17 protein-coding genes are annotated in these 22436 nt (G+C 62.7%); 7 read left to right on the forward strand and 10 right to left on the reverse strand.

Translation table 11 applies throughout. The features are described 5' to 3' along the window. Positions 1 to 22 precede the first annotated feature (22 nt). The gene (locus tag HGI46_RS13145; RefSeq protein ID WP_277346347.1) at positions 23 to 1027 is read left to right on the forward strand and encodes a LacI family DNA-binding transcriptional regulator; all 1005 of its coding nucleotides are present in this window, start codon (positions 23 to 25) and stop codon (positions 1025 to 1027) included. Here HGI46_RS13145 and HGI46_RS13150 read toward each other — a convergent pair. The 5 genes from HGI46_RS13150 to HGI46_RS13170 all read right to left on the reverse strand — a co-directional run bounded on the left by HGI46_RS13150 (position 987) and on the right by HGI46_RS13170 (position 8935). Continuing rightward, on the reverse strand, positions 987 to 4394 hold the full coding sequence (locus HGI46_RS13150; RefSeq protein WP_168904573.1) for a glycosyl hydrolase: 3408 nt from the start codon (positions 4392 to 4394) through the stop codon (positions 987 to 989). The two genes, HGI46_RS13145 and HGI46_RS13150, sit on opposite strands and share 41 nt — an antisense overlap. Before the next feature lie 40 nt (positions 4395 to 4434). Next, complete coding sequence (rhaI, locus tag HGI46_RS13155; RefSeq protein WP_168904574.1) at positions 4435 to 5727, reverse strand: L-rhamnose catabolism isomerase; 1293 nt, start codon at positions 5725 to 5727, stop codon at positions 4435 to 4437. A 22-nt stretch (positions 5728 to 5749) separates the two neighbouring features. Then, entirely contained in the window at positions 5750 to 7858 is a 2109-nt protein-coding gene (locus tag HGI46_RS13160) for a bifunctional rhamnulose-1-phosphate aldolase/short-chain dehydrogenase (protein WP_168904575.1), read from the reverse strand. A gap of 156 nt (positions 7859 to 8014) precedes the next feature. Further along, on the reverse strand, positions 8015 to 8392 hold the full coding sequence (locus HGI46_RS13165) for a cytochrome c family protein (RefSeq protein ID WP_168904576.1): 378 nt from the start codon (positions 8390 to 8392) through the stop codon (positions 8015 to 8017). Between the two features lie 63 nt (positions 8393 to 8455). Continuing rightward, positions 8456 to 8935, reverse strand: coding sequence for a MarR family winged helix-turn-helix transcriptional regulator (locus HGI46_RS13170; protein WP_118073632.1), 480 nt, complete (start codon positions 8933 to 8935; stop codon positions 8456 to 8458). 215 nt (positions 8936 to 9150) lie between these two features. Here HGI46_RS13170 and HGI46_RS13175 point away from each other — a divergent pair, with 215 nt between their 5' ends. Then, complete coding sequence (locus HGI46_RS13175; protein ID WP_168904577.1) at positions 9151 to 9687, forward strand: DUF3237 domain-containing protein; 537 nt, start codon at positions 9151 to 9153, stop codon at positions 9685 to 9687. A gap of 7 nt (positions 9688 to 9694) precedes the next feature. On the opposite strand, the gene HGI46_RS13180 is transcribed toward HGI46_RS13175, so the two are convergent. From HGI46_RS13180 to ahpC, 4 genes are all read right to left on the reverse strand, one after another. Next, complete coding sequence (locus HGI46_RS13180; RefSeq protein ID WP_168904578.1) at positions 9695 to 11161, reverse strand: ATP-binding protein; 1467 nt, start codon at positions 11159 to 11161, stop codon at positions 9695 to 9697. A gap of 74 nt (positions 11162 to 11235) precedes the next feature. Further along, positions 11236 to 13167, reverse strand: coding sequence for a glycoside hydrolase family 3 N-terminal domain-containing protein (locus HGI46_RS13185; protein WP_240946755.1), 1932 nt, complete (start codon positions 13165 to 13167; stop codon positions 11236 to 11238). 172 nt (positions 13168 to 13339) lie between these two features. Then, a complete protein-coding gene (gene ahpF / locus HGI46_RS13190) occupies positions 13340 to 14899 on the reverse strand; it encodes an alkyl hydroperoxide reductase subunit F (protein WP_168904579.1) in 1560 nt (519 codons plus the stop codon). A 174-nt stretch (positions 14900 to 15073) separates the two neighbouring features. Beyond that, positions 15074 to 15637, reverse strand: coding sequence for an alkyl hydroperoxide reductase subunit C (gene ahpC, locus HGI46_RS13195; protein ID WP_118073629.1), 564 nt, complete (start codon positions 15635 to 15637; stop codon positions 15074 to 15076). 343 nt (positions 15638 to 15980) lie between these two features. Between ahpC and HGI46_RS13200 the strand changes: the two genes are divergently transcribed. The 5 genes from HGI46_RS13200 to HGI46_RS13220 all read left to right on the forward strand — a co-directional run bounded on the left by HGI46_RS13200 (position 15981) and on the right by HGI46_RS13220 (position 21106). Continuing rightward, positions 15981 to 17123, forward strand: a complete 1143-nt coding sequence (locus HGI46_RS13200; protein ID WP_168904580.1) for an HlyD family secretion protein — start codon at positions 15981 to 15983, stop codon at positions 17121 to 17123. 29 nt (positions 17124 to 17152) lie between these two features. After that, on the forward strand, positions 17153 to 18709 hold the full coding sequence (locus tag HGI46_RS13205) for a DHA2 family efflux MFS transporter permease subunit (RefSeq protein WP_168904732.1): 1557 nt from the start codon (positions 17153 to 17155) through the stop codon (positions 18707 to 18709). After that, a complete protein-coding gene (locus HGI46_RS13210) occupies positions 18709 to 20166 on the forward strand; it encodes an efflux transporter outer membrane subunit (protein WP_168904581.1) in 1458 nt (485 codons plus the stop codon). Before HGI46_RS13205 ends, HGI46_RS13210 begins: the two co-directional genes overlap by 1 nt. A gap of 84 nt (positions 20167 to 20250) precedes the next feature. After that, the gene (locus tag HGI46_RS13215) at positions 20251 to 20442 is read left to right on the forward strand and encodes a hypothetical protein (protein ID WP_162896010.1); all 192 of its coding nucleotides are present in this window, start codon (positions 20251 to 20253) and stop codon (positions 20440 to 20442) included. Then, positions 20390 to 21106 carry a TetR/AcrR family transcriptional regulator gene (locus HGI46_RS13220; protein ID WP_118073626.1) on the forward strand — a complete coding sequence of 239 codons (717 nt, stop codon included), beginning with the start codon at positions 20390 to 20392 and terminating at the stop codon, positions 21104 to 21106. Before HGI46_RS13215 ends, HGI46_RS13220 begins: the two co-directional genes overlap by 53 nt. Here the strand turns inward: HGI46_RS13220 and HGI46_RS13225 are convergent. Further along, positions 21081 to 22349, reverse strand: a complete 1269-nt coding sequence (locus tag HGI46_RS13225; RefSeq protein ID WP_168904582.1) for a YceI family protein — start codon at positions 22347 to 22349, stop codon at positions 21081 to 21083. The two genes, HGI46_RS13220 and HGI46_RS13225, sit on opposite strands and share 26 nt — an antisense overlap. Positions 22350 to 22436: the final 87 nt, after the last annotated feature.

The following is a 22436-nucleotide window of genomic DNA, read 5'->3' on the forward strand; positions in this document are numbered from 1 at the left end:
GGCGAGCTCCGCCCGGGCCACCATGGACGATGTGGCACGTCTTTCAGGCGTGTCGCTCAAAAGCGTGTCTCGCGTCATAAATGGCGAACCTCACGTATCGGCAACCTTGCGAGCAAAGGTCGAGGCTGCGATTGCAGAGCTCAACTATGTGCCTGATGCAGCCGCCCGCTCGCTTGCCGGATCACGGACATTCATCATCGGCCTGCTGCTCGACAATCCCAGCCCGCACTACACCATGAAGATCCAGAAGGGCGTCTATGACGTCGTACGCTCCCAGCAATATCATCTGCGCATCGACAATATCGATTCCACCGTACCGAACGCGCAATTTTCTGCGCAATTGGAAGCTCTGATCCGTAACAATCGCTGCGACGGGTTCGTGCTGACCCCGCCGCTGTCGGACAATCTGCTCCTTCTCGACTTTCTCGAGGCGCGCAAGATTCGCTATGTCCGGATCGCCCCGGCGCTGGATAATGCGCGTGGTCCTGGAATTGCCATCGATGACGCTGCAGCAGCTGCTGCCATGGCCAGGCATCTGTGGGACCTTGGTCATCGCCGCTTCGCAGTCATGCGGGGGCCGGCGTCGCACCGGGCCGCAGCCCGCCGGCGAGACGGCTTCATCGCCGAACTGGAGCGGCTCGGCAACACCGCGCCGGTGATCGACGCCGATGGCGGGTTTTCTTTCGAAGGTGGAATTGCCGCCGGCGAAACCCTGATCGCCCAAAGTCCCAGGCCGACCGCCGTCTTCGCCTGCAACGACGACAGTGCTGCGGGCGTAATGGCAGCTTGCTCGAAGGCAGGCTTGAAAGTGCCGGACGACATCTCCGTCTGCGGCTTCGACGACAGCTGGATTGCGCGGTCAGTCTGGCCCTATCTGACGACCGTGTATCAGCCGATCGAGGAAATGGGCCAGGCGGCCGCAGCCCTCCTGCTCAGAAGAGACGAGCAGGAAGGCAAGATTTCCGAGCTTGGGTTTAAGCTTGTAATCAGGGATTCGACTGCCCCTCCCCCGCTGTCTCAAGCGTAACCGGGCCGATCAGCCCTGACGGGCGGAGCGCTGCATCGGCACTATACGTCGGGAACGACGTCCAGGTCACCTTTTTCGCACCGGGTTGTGCATCGCCAATCAGGCGATTGACCCATAGGTTCGCAACCTTGACCTCTACCGAGTTCACGCCATTCCGCACTGCACCGGACAGATCGACCCGGTAGGGCTTGTGCCAGGCATAGCCGACGTGCTTGCCATTGACGGATACTTCGGCAATCTCGCCCACCTCGCCGAGGTTGAGCCAAAGCGGCGCGCCAGATTTGACGCTCTTGGGCAATACGAAGCTGCTGGTGTAGGTCGCCATGCCCGAGAAGTACCTGACACCCGGATCGGCCTGGTCGCTCAGCGATGCCAGTTTCGGCAAGGTGATTCCTGCAGGTGCGCCACGTCCTGCCTGGAAGGCGACCTGCCATGGCCGGTCCAGCTTGGCCACCGCAGTGGGCACGACCTTCTTGATCATCAAAGCGTTCGCCTTGGCGGGTTTGCGGAATACGACGAAAACGGAACTCTCGGCACCTAGCGTCAGTGGGACGATCGTTTCGCCGTCTTCGATGCGGTAGGATACAGGCTCCGAACGCCCGCTATCAGCGTGCCACAGTTCCGGCTGCTTTCCGGTGATACGGAAGCGCGCCTCTACCCGCTCATCCACCGCCTTGCGGTTGTTCAGAAACCACAGATCGCCGTCACTCAAGGTGCGGTGGACGAACAGCACCTCGGCATCGGCACTGGCTCCCGACATCTGGAAGTCCGACGACACGCCCGCCTTCGCAAGTGCCGCATCGATATCGGCAGAGGCGATGACCTGCCCTGCCCCAATCCGCGTCACCGGTGAGCCAGACCACAGTTTCGCGACCAGTGCTGCGAAATCGGCATCGCCGTCTGTCAGCGCGGGCGAGCTTTCGGGCGCCTGACCGACGACGGTTGCACCCGCCTCGACCAACGCGGCGAGGCGCCGCAATGTCGCGACGGTCATGCGCCGCGTCGATCCGCCAAGCTGGATTGCCTTGTAGCGCGCCCCGCCTTTGGCGACGATCTCTCCATCCTTCACCTCGATCGCATCGAACAGCGCATCGCGGTTGATGAAATCATAGGCATGGGCCTTGGGTGCGTCGGCAATCGGCTTGCGCCCATAAAGGGCCGTGATCGGTCCTTCCTCGCCGTAGAAGTAGGCAACGTCGGCAACGTTGCGGCCTGCCTGCAGGAGCAGAGAGGACCGCGCCATGTAATCGACCCACGGCCGGGCAAGTTCGGCCCATGCTTCATGGCGGTTGAAAAACTGGCCGAAGATGGCCAGCGACATGCCTGGCACCTTGTCGTCAACCGGCTGGTGCACCGAAGTGTGCACGACCGGGCGGTTCACGCCGCTGGCGAACTCCAGATCAATGATGCGGCGCAATTCATTGGGAGCGTAGGCCCACGGCGCCAAGGCAGACGTCATCGATTCTGCCGCAACGATGTTCTGGCCATAGACATGCGCTACCGAGGCTGCGCCCTTCATGTCCGCGAGGTAGCTGGGGTTGGGTCCGGCCTTGCGGCTGAAGGTCCACAGGGCGGCCATCGGCACATCGGCATGACTGCGCATTGCCATGTCATCGCCAAGCGAGGGACGGTTGTCCTCGAGAGCCTCGCCATAGACCTTCAGGCCGTTCTCGTGCGCCACCTTGGCAACTGTCCCGTAGTGTTCGGATGCCATGAGATCGGCGAGAGTCTGGCGGTAATCGCGCAGGAACTTGTCCGACTGATCGCGCGTGCCGACGACCACGCCAGCCAGAGCGGGAAGGTAGGGCATCGGATCGTAACCGCGAAGTCGCTTGAACTGCTCGACCATGCGCGGCGTCCAATTGGCCGCGCCTACCTCGATGGAATCGGTCAGGAGAGCGCGAACGCCTCGCTTGCCGACGAGATCCTCACCCGCCGCATCCTTGTAGGTGCCGATGTAGTGTTCGAGATAGCGACGAACGGCATTGCCATCGAACTTGTCGACCTCAAGACCCGTCGCCTCAGGCGGGGCGGGATGATTGGTTGTGCCAAGCAGGCTCGACCCAAAGCGGATCACACGCCACCGCCCCTTTGGCGGCGTCCAATCGAGTGAGCCATCGGGGCGCATCTTGCCTGTCAGGTCGATGACCTTCGAAGGATCAACGCCGACGGCACCCCTGTCTGGTTCGCCGAGCGCATCGTAATCCCGTGCGATCGCAAAGCCCGCCTTGGCTTCGAACTGGTCAACGGCGATTTCGGAAGTCAGGCGAAATTGCTTGATCTCGAGCGGCGCCTTCGCGCTCGCCGCGATCATTTCGACAAAGCCGCCTGCAATGGCACCAGGCGCAGGATCGCCCATATTGGAGCCGTTGAACGGCAAGGGCATAAAAACCAGACGGAAATGACGCGCTGTCACCGGCTTGAAACTGACGGTCGACGGCGCGCCGGTGACCGGTAGGCTTGCGACAGGCTGCCATGCGGTGCCGTCGATGCTGGACTCGAGGCGAATGTCGAGCGTCGGCCCCGCGAACATGCTTTTCGCGCCGGGAATGGCAATCGTCGCAGAGCGTATCGTCTGCGGCTTGGCGTAGCTCGCCACCAAGGTTGTCGGCGCCTCTGCCGGACCACGGGGCAGGGTCACGCCAGTCTGCAGGCTGGCATCCGCCAGTTCCGCGGCAGAGATCGGCTTGCCCCCCGAACTGAAGGCGGGAAGCACGTCTGCCGCTGCCGTGTCCGGCAGCGCGAGCACCGCAATATCGCTATACAGCTCGGGAGCCTTGAAGCCATGCTCGCCGGTGATCGCAGCCAGCGGATCTGAATCCGGCATGTCCAGAAAAGGCCCAGTGGTGACCGGAGGCATCGGCAACTTGCCCGTGAACCGCTTTCCACCCTGAAGGCGCGTTTCTGCCCAAACGACCTTTTTCAGCCCATCTTCAGGCTTCACCCACGGGCCGCCGGTTTCCGACCATCCCGGTGAAGCCGCGATGGCGAGCTCAAGGCCGAGGCGGTCAGCCTCGCTGGCGGCGAAGCGAAAGGCGTCCTTCCATTCCGGCGTCATGTACACGAGACGCTTGTCCACGACCTGTGGGGTCTGGAGCCCGGCGTCGAAGTTTTGCAGGCCACCTATGCCGACGCGCTTCATCCAGTCGAGATCCTTGGCGATCCCATCCTTGGTGACATTGCCGTTCATCCAGTGCCACCAGACGCGCGGGCGCGCTTCCATTGGCGGGTCTTGGAATTGCTGGGCCAGTGGATCAGGGCTCGTCGCGCCCTGATCGGCAGCAGGAGCCTCGGCAAAGGCAACTGGCGAGAGCAGCGTGCTGCAAGCAAGGATCGTGGCGACCGAAAGGCCCCGGCGGATGTTCATCATGCTCTCTCCAGACGTGTTCTGTTTATGGAATTGCAAATCAGACGATGCCTGCGCCCAGTCCGACCGCCTTGCGCTCCTGCGCCTTGCGGCTGCGGTATTGGCTCATGCGGTACGCTTCGAGCACGTCTATGGCGCCTCCCGCTTCCATCCGGGCCTTTGCGAGGATCGGGGCGACGTCGACGTTGTAAGCTCGGCGCAGGGCCTGGAATGCCATCATCGTGTCGTTGGCTTCCTGTGCCGCGTGCAGCGCCTCGCGGTCGACCAGTTGCGCCTTGGCGAAGCACTGGGTGATCGTCTCCGCGCTCGACAGCATCGATTCGATCGGATCGGTCACGTTGTGTGACTGGTCGATCATGTAGCTTGGATTGAAGCCGTCACGCGGATTGAGTTCCGCCTCGACCAGTTCGTTGAACACCAGGAACAGCTGGTGCGGGTTGATCGACCCGCTGTCGAGGTCGTCATCGCCATATTTGCTGTCGTTGAAGTGGAAGCCGCCAAGCTTGCCGAAGCGGTGCAGGCGGGCAACGATCTGTTCGATGTTCACGTTCGGAGCGTGGTGGCCGAGATCGACGAGGCACTTGGCCTTCGGACCAAGTTCCTGCGCCGCAAGGATCGAGGAGCCCCAGTCGCTAATCACGGTCGAATAGAAGGCCGGTTCGAACATCTTGTGTTCCAGCAGCATGCGCCAGTCATCGGGCAGCGCCGCATAGATCTTCGAAGCCGCTTCGAGATAGCGGTCAAGGCTACGGCCAAGGTCCTGCTGCCCCGGGAAGTTGGTGCCATCACCCACCCACACCGTAAGGTCGGTGGAACCGAGCTGTCGGCCGATCTCGATGCACTCGATGTTGTGATCGACTGCCTGCTGGCGCGTGGCGGCGTCGTGCGCGGCAAGCGATCCGTTGGCGTAAGTATGCGCCTGGCCAACCTGATCCTGGAACGTGTTCGAATTTACCGCGTCCCAACCCAAGCCGAGCGCCGCAGCCTCTTCACGCAATGCCTTGAAGTCGCTGACCTTGTCCCACGGGAAGTGCGGGGACACGCGCGGGGTAACGCGGCTGAGTTGCTGGATGACCGCACAGTCTTCCAGCTTCTCGTGAATGTTGGTCGGCTCGCCGGCAATCGGGAACTTGGCAAACCGCGTGCCGCCACGGCCAGCCCCCCACGAAGGCACGGCGACGGAAAAGCCCGCGACGCGGTCCTTGACCGCATCGATATCGATACCGGTGCGGGCCAACTTGCGGCCAAGCGCGGCGTAGTCTTCGTCAAGCGCCTCGGCGTGAAGGGCGTTGCGTTCGGCGATCAGGTCGGCCGAGATCGGCAGTTCGGTCATGTCCTATTCCTCTCCGGAAGACTTAGCGCGTGAAGGCCTGCGCGTTGCCCGCGTCGACGTTGATCATGTTGCCGGTGGACTTTGCGCTCATGTCCGACGCCAGGAAATAGACGGCCTCAGCAATGTCCTCCGGCAGCACATCGCGCTTGAGCATCGAGCGCTGGCGGTAGTGCTCTTCCAGTTCCTTGCCGCTGTCGATGCCGTGGGCGCCTGCGCGCTCCTTGCGCCAGTCGCCGTCCCAGATCTTGCTGCCCTTGATCACGGCATCGGGGTTGACGGTGTTGACGCGGATGCCGTGGGGCGCGCCTTCCAGCGCCAGGCAGCGTGCGAGATGGTTTGCTGCCGCCTTCGCCGAGGCATAGGCGCTGGCGTTGGTCGCCGCAGCCACGCCGTTTTTCGAACCGATGAAAACCACCGACGAACCGCCCTGCTCCTTCATCCGCTTCATCAGCGGCCAGGCAGCGCGGGCGGTAAGGAAATAGCCCTGCGCCAGCACGTCGTAATTGCGATTCCACAGCTCGATCGTGGTCGCCTCGATCGGCGCGGACGAGGCAATGCCGGCATTGGCGACGAGGATGTCGAGCCCGCCAAACTCGCGCGCCGCCACATCGATAGCGGCCTTTACCTGAGCTTCGTCAGTGACGTCGCACACGGCAGCGCGCACGACATCCTTGCCGAATTGCTTGGCAAAGCCAGCGCGCACTTCCTCGACCGCATCGGCTGCGCGATCCGCCAGAACCACGCAGGCACCTTCGCGCAGCAGACGAGCGGCAGAGGCGGCACCGATGCCCCCTGCCCCGCCGGTGACGAGCGCGATCTTGCCGACCAGCGGCTTGGGCGCAGGCATACGCTGCAACTTGGCTTCCTCAAGCAGCCAGTACTCGATGTCGAAGGCTTCCTGCTCATCGAGCGCGATGTAATCACCGATCGCCTCGGCACCGCGCATCACGTTGATCGCATTGCCATAGAATTCACCAGCGAGGCGGGCGGTGGTCTTGTCGGTGGCGAAGGTGATGCGACCGACACCGGGCACGAGCACCACGACCGGGTTGGAATCGCGCATGGCAGGCGAGTTGGAGCGCTTGCAGCGTTCATAATAGGCCGCATACATCTCGCGATAATCGGCGATCTTCTGCGCCAGATAGGCATCGTCCTGCAGACGCGCCGGGTCAAGGGTCAGCGGTGCGATCTTGGTGCGCAGGAAGTGATCGGGGCATGACGTCCCCAGTGCAGCAAGGCGCTCGAAGTCGGCCGAGCCTGTGAACTCCAGCGCCTCGGCGTCGTCGGAGAAGTGGCCGAGCTTCTGGCGCGCGCCGGTCATGAAGCCGCGCAGACGGGGCATCAGGTCTGCGGCGATGGCAGCGCGATCCGGGTTCGGCGCAACCTTCTGGCCACCGAAGGCAGGTGCGCTGCCAAGCTTGGCGTTCAGATAGTTTGCAGCGTCAGCAATCAGTTGCACGGTGTGCTCGTAGCAGGCCTTGGCGCTGTCGGCCCAGCAGATGATCCCGTGGCCCGCCAGCATCACGCCTTCAACTTGCGGGTTCGCCTTCACGTAATCACGCAGCATCACGCCCAGCGTGTAGCCGGGGCGCTTCCACGGCAGCCACCCGATCTTGCCGCCCCAGATTTCCTGCGTCGCCGCTTCGCCGCCTGAGGACGCTGCCAGCGCGATGATCGCGTCGGGGTGGACGTGATCGACATGGGCAAACGGCAGCAACGAATGCAGCGGCGTGTCGATGCTGGCCGCGCGGCCGTTCAGATTGAAGGTGCAGTGCGGCAGGAAGCCGACCATCTTGTCGTCATCGTCAGGACCAGAATAGTGCGCCTCCAGCCCCAGCAGCTTGGCCTGATAGAGCGTGGCAAAACCATCGAGCTTCATCGACCCGATGTCGCCACCCGATCCCTTGACCCACAGCACTTCGACCTTCTCGCCGGTAAGCGGATCGACCTCCTCAAGCTTGGCTGAGGTATTGCCGCCGCCGAAGTTGGTCACCGTCAGATCGCTGCCGAGCAGGTTCGAGCGGTAGAGCAGCAGTTCGGCAGGGCTGAGCTGCGAAGCGACCGCATCGTCCCAACGGCTGGCCGGCACGGCGAACGGAAGGGCGGCAGTAATCGGGGTGTGGGCGTTCATGGCATCCTGCAGACTGTTGCGCGATCTCGCGGTCAGCGACTCAGTAGCACTTTGCGCAAAAACGATCAAGAATGATCGTTTGTGATTGTTTGAGCGCCGGGCACAAAAAAGCCCCGCACCGGCGAGTGCGAGGCTCGTTGCTATCCAGGCCGTCAATTAGCGTGCTGACTGCTCCAGGAATGCAATCAGATCGGCTCGGTCCTGCGGGTTGGTCAGCGGAGGAAAAGCCATGCGATTGCCGGGTGCAAACTTCGCCGGACCACCAAGAAAAGCGTCCAGCGTCTGCGCATTCCAGACAACCGCCTTGTCCTTGAGCGCTTCGGAATAATTGAAATTCGGCATTGTGCCAGACGTGCGGCCAACCACGCCCTTGAGCGACGGGCCAAGACGCGTCGCGCCAGTGTTCAGGTCGTGACAGGCGGCGCAACGGGCATACACGGACTTGCCCCTCACCGGGTCGCCCGATGACTGTTGGGCCATCGCACTGCCGGCGACGGCCAGCGTAGCGGCGGCGATAAGGGCGACTGGCTTCATGAAGCGGAATCCTTTGGTCATCATGGCATTATGCCTGACAAGGTATGTCCCGCTGCTGAACGGTCAATCCTTGGCTGGCGCCGAAAGATAAAGCTTCATGAGGATGCGGAACAGTTCGGACTTTTCCTTCCCCGTCAGGGCCGAAGTCAATTCCGTCTCGTGTTCGGCAATCGCCTGACGGGCGCGCGACAAGACCTCGCGCCCTTCGTCTGTAAGCCACAAGCCGCCGGCACGACGATCGAGCTTCGAGGGCTCATTCACCACAAAGTTGTTCTTGATCAGCTGACGGACGAACTGGTGGACTGTCGGCCGCTCGATCTGGAAGAACTTGGAAAGGTCGGTTTGCTTCACGCCCGGATTGGCGTTCACCAGCCAGAGAATGGCAACCTGCTTGGGGGTCACGCTCATGGGATCGAGACGCTTCTCGAGGCGAGTCACGAACAGTGTGTTGACCGTGCCGATATGCAGGCCGAGCACGGAATCCAGATCATCGAGATCAAGATCGGGTACGACCGATTGTCTGCTGATCTCTGCCGTTGCCACTGATTTCCCTTCTCACGCTTGCACGCACCCGCTTATGGTCTGCTTGAAATGCTGGCGGTATCGCGCGGCGGTCGGTTCCGTCCATTAGTAAAGCATACTAATTCTGCAAAGCCTTTTTGCAGCCACAATGCGTCCCGAGCACGTGGAGACGCCGCTGCGCCCTCGACATATCCTCCAGAATTGACCACTTGGGCCGCAACATTGGGAGAGCGTCTATGTCGGGCAAGGTCTATTTGGCAGTTATCGTAGCAGCGCTGTCGACCTCGGTGGCATTCGGGCAAAGTGGCCCTAGCGCACCTGCACCTTCACTGACTTATGCCTTTACCGTAACCGCAACACTCGCGCCTCCCGTGGAGCAGGGTGAGGTGGACACGGCCCGCAAGCGCTTCATTGCCATAACCGGCGGCACGGTCAGCGGCCCGGCGCTGAGCGGGGAAGTGCTCCCGGGCGGCGGCGATTGGCAGGCGATCCTGCCCGGCGGACTGACCTCGATCGAAGCACGCTACTTCCTGAAGGCTGCCGATGGGACCGTGATCGAAGTGACCAACCCCGGCGTTCGCACGGCCACGCCCGAGGTGATCGAGAAGCTCGCCAAAGGCGAAGCGGTAGACTCATCCGCCTACTATTTCCGCACGACGCCGCGCTTCTCGGTCAAGCCCGGAGCGTACGACTGGTTGCGGCGCAAGGTCTTCGTAGCGCGCGGCATCCGCAAGCCTGATGGCGTGGTGATCGACTTCTACACGGTGGAGTAAGGCAGTCTCAGGCCTCGACTGGTGCCGTGGTCTTGCCGAGCGCCGGGATGCCCACCGAGCGCCTGCCGCCATAGTCGGTTCGGACCACGATGAGGTTACCCTTCTCGAGATGCTCCAGCAGACGGCGGATGCGACCTGATGAGCGCGTGCCGTAGATTTCGGCGAGACGCTCGTCATCCGGGCATGGTGCACCTTCAACGGCCGCGCGGGCGAGTGTCAGGAACGGCGCGAGCAGATCGTCAGGCACGTCCTTGCCAATGCGCAGAAGATCCTGCCACTGCGCGGCCTTGTCGTCATGGATGCCGGCAACCGCCATGGCGAAACGGCGGCGGAACGCACCGAGGTCCATGCCAGGCAGAATGCGCAACATCCGGCAGCGGACGGTGAAGTCCTGATAAAGCTGCGACGCAGGCTGGAATGTGCAGTCGGGCTCCGCCGCCATCTCCGCCAGGATCGAGGCGATGCTCGCCGCGGTTTCCTCCGCCTCGAACAGGCTGGGCGCCTCAGGTGGCTCGACCTGCTCGGCGGCCGGCACGTACCCTTCGATCTGCTCGAGCAACTCGCCGCTTTCCGGCGGCGGCGCATCCGGTTCGGGAGCACGAGGCGGCGGTTCCATCGCCAGCGGCTCGGACAGCAGGATCGATTCCATCTCCGCGCCAGCTGCGTTGGGGAGCGGCATCAGTCCCTGCACCACGTTGCGCGCGCGGGTCTGGACATCGGCAATGCGCACGCTGACCGGACGCCGGGCAATCGCAGGGCCAAGGCCCAGAAAATGTCCTCGTTCGAGGTCGCGGATCTTTTCGGCCTCGCGCCGCTCCATGCCGAGGAGGTCGGCCGCACGCGCCATGTCGATATCGAGGAAAGTGCGCCCCATCAGGAAGTTTGATGCTTCGGCGGCAACGTTCTTGGCCAGCTTGGCGAGGCGCTGGGTGGCGATAACACCCGCCAGCCCGCGCTTGCGCCCCCGGCACATCAGGTTGGTCATTGCCGAGAGGCTGAGGCGGCGTACTTCGTCGGTAACATCACCCGCGGCGGCCGGCGCGAACATCTGCGCCTCGTCAACCACCACCAGCGCCGGGTACCACTCGTCGCGCGGGGCATCGAACAGGGTGTTCAGGAAAACGGCTGCACACCGCATCTGCGCTTCGAGTTCCAACCCGTCCAGCGCGAGAATCACCGAGGCGCGGTGCTTGCGAATGCGTGCGGCAAGCTTGGCGATTTCCGGGCCATCATAGGCCGATCCATCAACGACGACGTGGCCGAAGGGTTCAGCCAGAGTAACGAAATCGCCCTCCGGGTCGATCACTACCTGCTGGACGATGCTCGCGCTCTCTTCCAGCAAACGGCGCAGCAGATGCGACTTGCCCGACCCGCTGTTGCCCTGCACGAGCAGGCGGGTGGCAAGAAGTTCCTCGACGTCGATCCTGACAGACGCGCCGGACCGGTCGGCGCCGATGACGATTGATGCGCTCACGCCTGTCGCTCTGGCGAAGGCAGGAAGAGTCGGCAAGGCCGTGACCTTGTGATTTCCCCCGCCTTCAGCGCCTTTTACGGCAGGACGATGCCATCGCCGCGCTTGTAAAGCGGCGCGACACTGTCGTCGGGCCGTCCCGGATGCTGCTCTTCGACCGCCTTTGCCGATGATGGCAGTTCGAACGGCAGGCGCCCCTGCGACTTCGCCTTGCCGGTCACGAGATCGACGAGCACGGCATCACTAGCTCCAAACAACCCGTAGATCGCCGCGGCCTTGTCCTTGAATGCAGTCAGTACGGCAGGGCGATCCAGGTCCACCGCCACGATCGTGGGCACTTTGGCGGACGCTTTCTCAACCAGTTTCGTTGCTTCATCGTCAGCACGGAAATCGAGCCTGCCCTCATGCTGGCGCGAGCCGAAGAAGTGGTTGGGGTGAAGCACCTCGAACGGCGTAGCGACACGGACCAGCGCGACGTCGGCCTGATCGAGCGTATCCACAACCGTCAGCCCGCCAGCGCGCGCCGCCTCGGCGTTAACGCCAGACAGCCAGACCTTGCGCCCCGGTGCCAGGGGAAGCAATGCATTCCTGTTTTCAAGCAGGACCTGCGCGGCACGCTGCGCCTTGTCAGCTTCGGCCTGTGTCGCCGGATCTCCGACAACCTTCCCGGCTTGCCCAACATCGACGTAAGGGTTGTCAAACAGGCCAAGTTCGAACTTGAGCTTTAGCACGCGCCGCGCTGCTTCGTCGACACGGGCAAGGCTGACCTTGCCGTGCTTCACTGCTGCAAGCAGCGGCGCTGGATTGTCGACGCCGCCGAACTGGTCGATCCCGGCATTGGCGCCCATCGCATAGCGGTCTTCCTCGGAAAGATCCTCAACGCCCCAGGGCATCGCGATATTGTAGCCTTGCGGCTTTTCCGCAGTTGGCGACTTGCAAGGTTCCATACAGGTGTTGGTGATCCCCCAGTCGGAAATCACGATGCCACCGAAGTTCTTTGTCTTGCGCAGAAGACCTTCGATCAGCGGTTTGCTGAAGCCAGCGCCGACCTGGGGCAAAGGCTTGCCGGCGATGCTGACACCGTTGGCGATCACGTAAGTCGGCATGACGCCCGCGGAGTTTGCGGCCAACGCACCGTCGAATGCTGCCACGTGCTGGGCAAAACTTTCGTTATCAAGGCGGGCGATGCGGCCATAGTAATTGTGCCCGTCGAAGCCTTCCGGCTCAGCGCCATAGCCGACCCAGTGCTTGACCACAGTGGCGACGCCAGAGCGGACAAGCCCCTTGGGGCTACCCTGAAAACCGCGCACATAGGCGCCGGCAAGGCGGGAAACCGTCGCAGCGTCAGAGCCAAAGGTTGCCACGCCGCGTGGCCAGCGCGGCTCAGTGTAGAGATCGGCCTGCGGACTCAAGGCCATGTGGATGCCGACTGCCCGGTACTCGGCGGCAACGAGCCGACCAAATCGCTCGACCAGTTTCTCGTCGCCGATTGCAGCCATCCCTAGCGTCTCTGGCCATTGCGAAAACCCACCGGACGCCGAACTGACGCCAACTGTCACCTGGAAGTGGTTGCGTGGATCGGTGCTGATCGTGACAGGGATGCCGAGCCGCGTTGCCTCGGCGAGGCGCTGGATGGCATTGTTCTCTTCAGCAAAGGATCTGGCATCGGGCGACAGGCGGGTGATCGCACTGTTCACGCCTCGAGCAAGCTGCGCTTGCGCTGCCGACTTGTCGTAGGCCGTCCCTACCCCGATCCCGGACCCCTTCTCGGCAGCCAGCGTGCCATGGAGCATGAGGGCAACCTTCTCTTCCAGGGTCATCTGCCGCAGCAGATCGTCAACGCGACGAGCCGTAGGGGCTGCCGGGTTCTCGTAGACGTCCTGTCGACCGTTGTGATTGAGATCGCGATAGGTCTCGCCCGCGCGGGCTGGCTGGTGGACCAGCATGGCCGCCACAAGGGCTGGCAAGATTGCTGAACCTACACGAAGTGACGTGAACGAACGCGACATCAAACTCTCCCACCCGCACATTGACAGCGCAAGACACATACACGTTAGGGAAGCGATGCACATCAGACAACGCCCCAAAGACAGAAAAAGCGGCGACGCAATCGCTTGCGCCGCCGCCTCTGCGACCCGTCGGGCAAAAAGGGGAAAGCCCTTCGGTAACCGAGGGTTATGCTTACCCCTGTCGGATCATGTAGTCGAAAGCAGAAAGCGCAGCTTTGGAACCTTCGCCCATGGCGATGATGATCTGCTTGTAGGGGACGGTGGTAGCGTCACCCGCTGCGAAAATCCCGGGCACGCTGGTTGCACCACGGGCATCGACTTCGATTTCTCCGCGCGCCGAAAGATCGATTGCGCCCTTGATCCATTCCGTATTGGGCACAAGGCCGATCTGCACGAAGATACCTTCGAGTTCGACCGTGTGCATTTCCTCGCTCGTACGGTCTTGGTAGACCAATCCGGTGACCTTTGCGCCGTCTCCCAGTACCTCGGTGGTCAGCGCTGATGTCACGATCGTCACGTTGGGCAGCGACCGCAGCTTGGACTGCAGTACGGCGTCGGCACGAAGCTGGCTGTCAAACTCGATCAGCGTGACGTGGGCAACGATGCCGGCAAGGTCGATCGCCGCTTCGACGCCCGAGTTGCCCCCCCCGATCACCGCCGTGCGCTTGCCCTTGAACAGCGGACCATCGCAGTGCGGGCAATAGGCCACGCCCTTGTTGCGATACTCGTCCTCGCCGGGAACGCCCATCTGCCGCCAGCGCGCGCCGGTGGAGAGGATCAACGTCTTGGCTTTGAGGCTGGCGCCGTTCTCCAGCTTGACTTCATGCAGCCCGCCCTCGGTGCCGGGAACCAGCGCCGTCGCCTTCTGCAGGTTCATCACGTCGACCTCGTATTCCTTGACGTGGCTTTCCAGCTGGGCGGCAAGCTTCGGCCCTTCGGTGTGCTGGACCGAGATGAAGTTCTCGATACCCATGGTGTCGAGCACCTGCCCACCGAAGCGCTCCGCGACGACGCCGGTCCGGATGCCCTTGCGTGCAGCATAGATCGCAGCAGCAGCGCCAGCCGGACCACCGCCGACGACGAGCACGTCGAACGGCTCCTTGGCGGCAATCTTCTCGGCGGCGCGGGCAGAAGCATTGGTATCGAGCTTGGCGACGATCTGTGCAAGGTCCATGCGGCCTGAACCGAACGGTTGGCCGTTCAGGAAAACGGTCGGCACGGCCATGATCTGGCGACGCTCGACTTCCTCCTTGAACAGCGCGCCGTCGATGGCGACGTGAGTCACGTTGGGATTGAGTGCCGCCATGATGTTGAGGGCCTGCACCACGTCAGGGCAGTTCTGGCAGGTCAGCGAGAAGAACGTCTCGAAGTGCAGCGGACCGTCAAGCTCGCGCACCTGGTCGAGAAGCTCGGCGTCTTCCTTCGGCGGGTGCCCGCCAACATGGAGCAGCGCGAGGATCAGCGAGGTGAATTCATGGCCCATCGGCAGGCCAGCGAAGACGGCTTCCGCCCTGCCCTCGTCTGCCCGGATGGCGAAGCTGGGCACCCGCTCGTCAGCCCCGTCGAAGCGTGCGGCGACCCTGTCCGACTGCGCGGCGATTTCCTCGACAAGGCTGCGCAGCTCGGCAGACTTGGCGCTGTCGTCAAGGGTGGCGACCAGCTCGATCGGACGGCGCAGGTTGCCGAGATAGGCCTTGAGCTGGGCAGTGGTGGCGGCGTCAAGAACGGGCATGGTCATTTCCTTTGGACAATACTGACCGCGCGTCACCGAATGGTCGGCGCACGGGAGATCAATTCGAATTTGATCGGGATCGTGGAACCGGCGGACCGCCCAGAAGCGGCACGGCCCGTCCGGTGGCTATGGCAGGACGTTCAACCCCACGCGGCGAACGCCCTGCCAGAACAATCAGATCTTGCCGACGAGGTCGATCGAGGGAGCCAGCGTTTCGGCGCCTTCTTCCCACTTGGCCGGGCAGACCTGGCCGGGGTTCTCACGCCAGTACTTGGCAGCCTTGATCTTGCGTAGCAGTTCCGCAGCGTTGCGGCCCACGCCCTCTGGGGTGATCTCGACCAGCTGGATGGTGCCGTCCGGATCGGTCACGAAGGTGCCGCGGTCAGCAAGACCGACGCCTTCGCGCAGGATGCCGAAGTTGTTCGAGATCGTGTGGTTCTGGTCGCCCAGCATGAAGTAGTTGATCTTGCCGACGGCCGGCGAGGTCTCGTGCCATGCCTTGTGGCTGAAGTGCGTGTCGGTCGAGACCGAGTAGACTTCGACGCCGAGGCCCTGGAGTTCGCCATAGATGTCGGCGAGGTCTTCCAGTTCGGTCGGGCAGACGAAGGTGAAGTCGGCCGGGTAGAAGAAGAACACGCCCCACTTGCCGAGCACGTCCGCGTCGCTGACGTCGACAAACTTGCCCTGGTGGAAAGCGGTTGCCTGGAACGGCTTCAGCTTGGTTCCGACGATCGACATAGACTCAAATCCTTCTCGTTGTGGATTGGTGAACCGGGATACGAATGGCGAGGTAGGGCATGGCTCAGGATTTTTCCAATGAGCAAATTCGCCCTGTTTGATTTATTGCGTCGATCAATGACCGGGCTTTGACGGTAGTTTCGAGATCTCTCGGCAATATCTGACCCAAAGTGCAAGGTCCGCCGAATGCCTAGGAACGCTTGAGTCTCGGCGGCGTTGCCGCAGCCGGATGCAGTTTTTGCACTATGTGCCGCAATTTCCGCACTTGAAATCCTTGCGCGACTGAACCAAGTGGCAATTCGCAACGGAACGATTTCGTTCAATTTCCTGGATGGATTTCTCAATGGCCGTCTCCACCGATACCAGCCCCACCGCTTCAACTTCGGAAAGCAGCTCTGGCCGCAAGAAATTCATTGGCCGAGTCGCGGTCGGCGCGCTGGTTGTCGGTGCGCTCTATGGGGCTTACGCGCTCTACGATTACGAGACTGTCGGCAAGTTCATGCAGGATACGGAAGACGCCTACGTGAAAGCCGACGGCGTCACGATCAGCTCCAAGCTCGGCGGTTACGTGCGCCGCGTTGCAGTGAGCGACAATCAGGCGGTCGAACAAGGCGCGTTGCTGGTCCAGATCGATCCGACCGATTACAACACCCGTCTTGCACAGAGCAGCGCGCAGGTAGACGTCGCCCGCGCTACCGAAACAGCCTCTGTCGCGGCCATCCAGGAAGCACAGTCCGCGGTAGGCCAGGCCCGCGCCGCGCTGCAGGCGTCCCAGCGCGAACTCGCTTACCTGAACGGCGAAGTTGCCCGGATGCGGCCGCTTGTTGCGAGCGGCGCAGAACCAAAGCAGGCGTTCGACCAGCTCATTGCCAACCGGGACAAGGCGGCGGCAGACGTTGCAGCAAAACAGGCCGGGCTTTCGGCCGCGAATGATCGCGTTACCAGCGCTCGTGCCCAGGCCGGGCAGAGCGCAGCGCAGATCAAGGCAGCGCAAGCCCAGCGCGAGGCTGCCAGCACTGATCTGGCGACGACCCGCATTGTCGCCCCGATCGGTGGCAAGATCGGCAACTCCACCGTGCGCATCGGCCAGTTCGTGCAACCTGGCCAGCGCCTGATGACGATCGTGCCGACCGAGGCGATCTACGTCGAAGCCAATTTCAAGGAAACGCAGATCGGCCTGATGCGTCCGGGACAGCCCGTCACGGTCCACGTCGATGCCCTCCCCGATGTCGATTTCCATGGCACGGTTGAGAGCATCACGCCCGGCACTGGCGCCAATTTCTCACTGATCCCGCCGCAGAACGCGACTGGCAACTTCACCAAGATCGTCCAGCGCGTGCCAGTGCGCATCCGCATCAACGCCGGTCCTGAATCACGCAAGGTGCTGGTCCCTGGCCTTTCGCTCTCGGTCGAAGTCGACACCCGTTCGGCAAAGTCGGCAATCGAGACGATCCGCAACGAACAGGATCGGGTCGCGTCGAAGTGAGCCAGTCGGCAACCATCGATGAGGCGGCAATGCCGCCGCCCGCCGGCAGCGGCGAAAAGGCCGACATCACGGCTTGGTTGGCGGTGGCCGCAGGCGCCATCGGCTCGCTGATGGCAACGCTCGACATCTCCATCGTCAACGCCTCCCTGCCCACGATCCAGGGTGAGATCGGCGCTTCGTCGAGCGAAGGCACCTGGATCGCCACCGCTTATCTCGTGGCAGAAATCATCATCATTCCACTTACGGGTTGGCTTGAGCGTGTATTCGGCCTGCGCCGCTTCCTGCTGATCGCGGCGATCCTGTTCACGGGCTTTTCAGTGATGTGCGGACTTTCGTCTTCGCTCACCATGATGATCCTTGGTCGTGTCGGACAAGGCTTCACTGCGGGTGCGATGATCCCGACCGCCCTGACCATCATTGCCACGCGCCTGCCACCCAACCAGCAACCGGTGGGCACGGCCCTGTTCGGCCTGACCGTCATCATGGGCCCGGTTCTCGGGCCCCTGGTGGGTGGCTGGCTGACCGAGACGTTCAGTTGGCACTATGCCTTCTTCGTCAACGTGCCGATCAGCCTGATCCTGATCACCCTGCTGCTGGTCGGTCTGCCAAAGGGCAAGATGCAATTGGGCGAACTCGTCAACGCCGACTGGTTCGGCGTGATCGGCCTGATCCTCGGTCTCGGCGGCGTCACGGTGGTGCTCGAGGAAGGCCATCGCGAGCAGTGGTTCGAATCCGCCCTGATCTGGAAACTGAGCGCAGTCACGCTGCTCGGCTTCATCTTCATCGCCATCGGCCAGTTCAAGGCAAAGCGCCCGGTCATCAAGCTGGCCCTCCTGCGCAAGCGATCCTTCGCCGCGGTATTCGTGCTGGCGTTCGTGCTCGGTGCGGTGATGTTCGGCACCGCCTACGTCATCCCGCAGTTCCTTGCCGCGATTGCCGATTACAACGCCATGCAGGCAGGACGCATCGTTTTCATATCCGGCATCCCGGCGATGCTGATGATGCCGCTGTTTCCGATCCTGATTTCCCGCGTCGATCTGCGAGTGATCGTCGGAACCGGGGTCGCTCTGCTGGCGATGTCCTGTTACCTCGACGTGACGCTAACCGCGCAATCGCGCGGCGGCGATTTCGTCGAGACGCAGCTGATGCGTGGCCTTGGCACCGTGTTCTGCATGATGTTCCTCAATCAGGCGGCGATCAGTTCCGTGGCGCGTGAAGACGCCGGTGACGCAGCGGGCCTGTTCAACGCAGCGCGCAACCTCGGTGGTTCGGTCGGGCTCGCCCTCCTCGCCACGTTGCAGGATCAGCGCTGGGAGTTCCATCGCTGGACGCTGCACAGCGCCCTCGGCGCGAACAACCTCAACGTCCAGGACTGGGTCAGCCAGCAGGCGATGAGCTATGGCGGCGGCCCCGACGGAATGGCGGCGGCGTTCCGGTCGCTCGACGGCATGATCCTGCGCGATGCACTGGTCATGGCTTTCAACGATGATTTCATGGCCCTGACGCTGGGCATCCTGCTCGTTTCCCCGCTCGTTCTTCTTCTGCGCCCGCTTCCCAAGGGCTACCACGCAAAGGCCGCACACTGATGACTGCCTCGCTTTCCTATCGCCGCATCGGCAGCGCCACGATCCTTGCGGCGTTGCTCGCTGGCTGTGCGACCGTAGGTCCCGACTACAAAGGTGCTCCAGAAGTCGCTCCGGCAGCGGCCTCGCGCGGCACGTTCGTCCGTGCCGGAGAGGCCATGCCGCAGGCCACGCCTTCGTCGCGGTGGTGGGAGAGCCTGGGCGACCCCGTTCTGAACCAGTTGGTCGCCTCGGCTCTTGAAGGCAGTCCCGGCATCGCCGCGGCGAATGCCCGCATCGCCCAATCGAGGGCAGCTCTTGCTGCCAACCGCACAGCTGCGCTGCCGACGGTGAACACGTCCTTTGCCGCTCCCTATCTCAACGTTCCGGGCAACATTGCCGGAAACGGCGGCGGGCGAGACGAGATCAACGCCTATAATCTCGGCTTTGACGCCTCGTGGGAAATAGACCTGTTCGGCGGCACCAGGCGCAAGGTGGAGGCTGCCTCGGCGCGTGCAGAAGCCGCTGAAGCAGGTGCTGCCGATGCCCGCGTAACCCTCTCGGCCGAAATTGCGCGTGCCTATGTCGGCCTGCGGGCGCGGCAGTCGATGCTGGCGCTGCAAGACCGGCAGGTGGGCATAGACCGGGAACTGGTCTCCTTGGCGCAACAGCGCTTTGCCGCCGGGACGATCCCGCAACAGCCCGTCAACGCTGCAGAAGCGCAAGCTTTCGCCAGCGAGGCCGACGTTGCCAAGTCCCGCGCCGAGATTGCCGTTCTGATGGACCAGATTGCAGTGCTTACGGGCAAGGAGCCCGGTGCGCTCGACACCCTGCTGGAAACTCCGGCCGCGGTGCCGCTGCCTCCTGCCAAAGTGGCCATTGGTGACCCCGCCAACCTGTTGCGCAGCCGCCCCGACATTCGCATGGCCGAGCGCCAGTTGGCGGCCGCCAATGCCGATGTTGGCGTGAAGATTGCCGACAAGTTCCCGAAGATCTCGTTCCTCGGGCTGCTGGGTCTTGGCGGCCAGAACATCGGCGACATCTTCGACCCCGCCAACATCGTCGGCATCGCCCTTCCCCAGATCAAGTGGAACCTCTTCGATGGCGGGCGCGCCAACCGCCAGGTTGAAGCAGCCAAAGGCGCCTATGCTGAAGCCGAAGCGAATTACCGCAGAACAGTGCTGACGGCGCTTCAGGATGCCGAAGGTTCGCTTGCGCGCTTTGGCGCACAGCGCGTCGCTTTCGGCAAGGCGCTTGATGCGGAAGGTCGGGCGCGCAAGAACGTTGAGCTGCAGCAGCAACGCTTGCAGGCCGGGACCATTGGCAGGCCCGACCGTCTTGATGCAGAGCGGCAGGCGTTGCAGTTGGCAATGTCCGCTGCCGCCGCTCGCGCCGAACTGACGACCGGATTTATCGCGGTAGAAAAGGCGCTTGGGCTTGGCTGGACCGCCGGTTCAGCAGGGTCAGGAGCGGATAAATGAAACGGATTCGCCCATTTTATAGTATATTGACTCCAGCCATGGCTGAGGCACTTTATCCAACAGATACGCCGCAAAGGCGAGAAAGTGGGAAAGATGCGCTGGATTACCGATGCGGGCCTCCGCTTCTGGCAGGCCTATCGCGAAGGACTGGAGATGTCCTGCCCGGTTCACAACCGGATCGCCGAAGCAATGGCCGAACGGCTGTGCGAGCGGGATCAACCGCATGACACTGCCGCCCTCGCCGCCTTCGCAGAACAGCAACTCACCGTCCACTGATCTTTCGGGTAGTAGGACCGCCACGAAGCGCGGTCGTCCGTCGCTGGAGGAAGCGCAACGTCTTCCTGCGCGAATCCTTGAAGCCGGTTGGGAGGTCCTGCGGGACCATGGCTTCGAAGCCTTCACCTTTGATCGCGTCGCGCGTCATGCGCATATTGGCAAGGCCACGATTTACACACGCTTTGCCGGCAAACGCGAGTTTCTCGAAGCGTTGCTGGCTCACAAGACCATCGAGCGTCGGCTCGAGATCATGAAGCTGGGCGCTGGGCTGCCCGTCGTCGACGCGTTCTGCATTCGCGCCGCCGCGATAATGCGCGTGCTCCATTCGGCGGAAGGCCGGATGATGGAGCGACTGGTCGACTGGTGCGACCAGGAATTCGGCAATGAAGAAGTGAACTACCGCCAGGCGATGTATGCCGATGCCCTTGTCAGCATCTCGGAAGAAATCCGCGAAGCTGCGCACGTGCAAAACCTCGAACTGGCCGATCCCGGACTGGCTGCTCGCTTCTGGTTGGAAGGTCTGCTGGGCCACGCCCGTTTCACGGGCTCAATCAAGGAAATCGACGACCGCGCCAACGAGGAGTGGGCGCGCGCCTATTCCGAGTTCTTCTTCGCCGGTCTGCGCCACACTGGTGCCATCACGGGGCCTGCCGCGTCGCCTTGATGTTGAAGCTGACACTTACCGCATCCTTCAACTGATCCGTCGCAGACCATTCGGATTCACCGACCCCAAAGGACAGACGCTGCAAGGTCGCGTTGCCGGTGGCGGTTGCCTTGTCGCCGCTGATCTTGAGGGCGAACCGCAGTGCCAGCGGCTTGCGTTGTCCATGCAGCGAAAGCGTTCCATTGGCGACATAGCGGCCTTCGCCCATCTCCCGAATGTTCGTGGAAACGAACTGCGCCGTGGGGTGTGCACCAACGCCTAAGAAGCTGTCACTGCGCAGCATATCGTCGCGCTGGCTATCGCCGCTATCGACCGAGGCGAGGTCGATCGTCGCCCGGATCGATGATCCCGGCAGGTCCTCGGGATCGAAGATGATCGTCGCATCCCAGCGCGAGAACGATCCGTTGATCGCCTCGCCGCTGTATTCTGCGGCAAAGCCAAGGCGCCCACCCTTCTCCAGTTTCCACGGATTGGCCTTGGCAGCTGTCGCTGCCGCGCTCTCGGCAACGGCGGGTTCTGAACTCGCCGGCGCCGATGGATCTTCGCCCGGAACCTCTGCAGCAGTCTCGGAAGCTATTTCGCTCGGCGAAGCAGCAGCCGGAGACTTGTTACCCGAAAACGACAGGAACAGGCCGCAGATCAGCGCTCCGGCACCAAGAGCGATTGCCGCAAATCCGGCGGCGCCTATCGCGCCGTGCGAGCGGATCGCCGCCGGCAGCATCCGGCCAATCACGTCCTCGCGCTTGAAGTGGTGGTACAACGCGCCGGCTACGTGCAGCACGATCAGCGCCATGCCGACCGTGCCCAAGGCACCGTGCAGCACTTCGGCAGGTTCATGCCAGGCCTGTCCGACGGGAAGGTCCGGCCAAGGCACCTTGCCGAACAGCATCGTCTGCAACCGCACCTTGGCCGTCGAAACGATGATCCACCCGGTCAGCGGCCCGACGATCATTACTGCATAAAGCAGGACGTGCACGACGGACGCGACCAACATCTGCGCCTTGCCATCCTGCACCGGCAAGGGTCGCACCTTGAACAGTCGCACCAGCAGCCGCAAAAGGCTCAACAACAGGATCGCGATGCCGACCGACTTGTGGAACTGGTATCCCGAAAACTGCACCGCGCCCTTGGGCAAGTCTTCCAAGGCCCAGCCAAGCCCGATCTGGAACAGCAGCAACAGGGCGATCGCCCAGTGCAGGATGATGGCAAGCGCAGAATACCGTTCGGGCCGCAGCGTCGTCATAGTGAAAATACCCCTCGATCCGACAAGCGTCATAACAGCGCCGACGAAGACATGATATGCCCCCTCGTATCGGCGCAGTGGATTGCT

It is taken from the genome of Novosphingobium sp. ERW19 (genome assembly GCF_012641315.1).
Taxonomy (GTDB): domain Bacteria; phylum Pseudomonadota; class Alphaproteobacteria; order Sphingomonadales; family Sphingomonadaceae; genus Novosphingobium.

Excerpts from the sequence above, each read along its gene's own strand:
- HGI46_RS13145 (WP_277346347.1), top strand. The coding sequence starts at position 23 with ATGGACGATGTGGCACGTCTTTCAGGCGTGTCGCTCAAAAGCGTGTCT.
- HGI46_RS13150 (WP_168904573.1), bottom strand. The coding sequence starts at position 4,394 with ATGAACATCCGCCGGGGCCTTTCGGTCGCCACGATCCTTGCTTGCAGC.
- rhaI (WP_168904574.1), bottom strand. The coding sequence starts at position 5,727 with ATGACCGAACTGCCGATCTCGGCCGACCTGATCGCCGAACGCAACGCC.
- HGI46_RS13160 (WP_168904575.1), bottom strand. The coding sequence starts at position 7,858 with ATGAACGCCCACACCCCGATTACTGCCGCCCTTCCGTTCGCCGTGCCG.
- HGI46_RS13165 (WP_168904576.1), bottom strand. The coding sequence starts at position 8,392 with ATGAAGCCAGTCGCCCTTATCGCCGCCGCTACGCTGGCCGTCGCCGGC.
- HGI46_RS13175 (WP_168904577.1), top strand. The coding sequence starts at position 9,151 with ATGTCGGGCAAGGTCTATTTGGCAGTTATCGTAGCAGCGCTGTCGACC.
- HGI46_RS13185 (WP_240946755.1), bottom strand. The coding sequence starts at position 13,167 with ATGTCGCGTTCGTTCACGTCACTTCGTGTAGGTTCAGCAATCTTGCCA.
- ahpF (WP_168904579.1), bottom strand. The coding sequence starts at position 14,899 with ATGCCCGTTCTTGACGCCGCCACCACTGCCCAGCTCAAGGCCTATCTC.
- ahpC (WP_118073629.1), bottom strand. The coding sequence starts at position 15,637 with ATGTCGATCGTCGGAACCAAGCTGAAGCCGTTCCAGGCAACCGCTTTC.
- HGI46_RS13200 (WP_168904580.1), top strand. The coding sequence starts at position 15,981 with ATGGCCGTCTCCACCGATACCAGCCCCACCGCTTCAACTTCGGAAAGC.
- HGI46_RS13205 (WP_168904732.1), top strand. The coding sequence starts at position 17,153 with ATGCCGCCGCCCGCCGGCAGCGGCGAAAAGGCCGACATCACGGCTTGG.
- HGI46_RS13210 (WP_168904581.1), top strand. The coding sequence starts at position 18,709 with ATGACTGCCTCGCTTTCCTATCGCCGCATCGGCAGCGCCACGATCCTT.
- HGI46_RS13220 (WP_118073626.1), top strand. The coding sequence starts at position 20,390 with ATGACACTGCCGCCCTCGCCGCCTTCGCAGAACAGCAACTCACCGTCC.
- HGI46_RS13225 (WP_168904582.1), bottom strand. The coding sequence starts at position 22,349 with ATGACGACGCTGCGGCCCGAACGGTATTCTGCGCTTGCCATCATCCTG.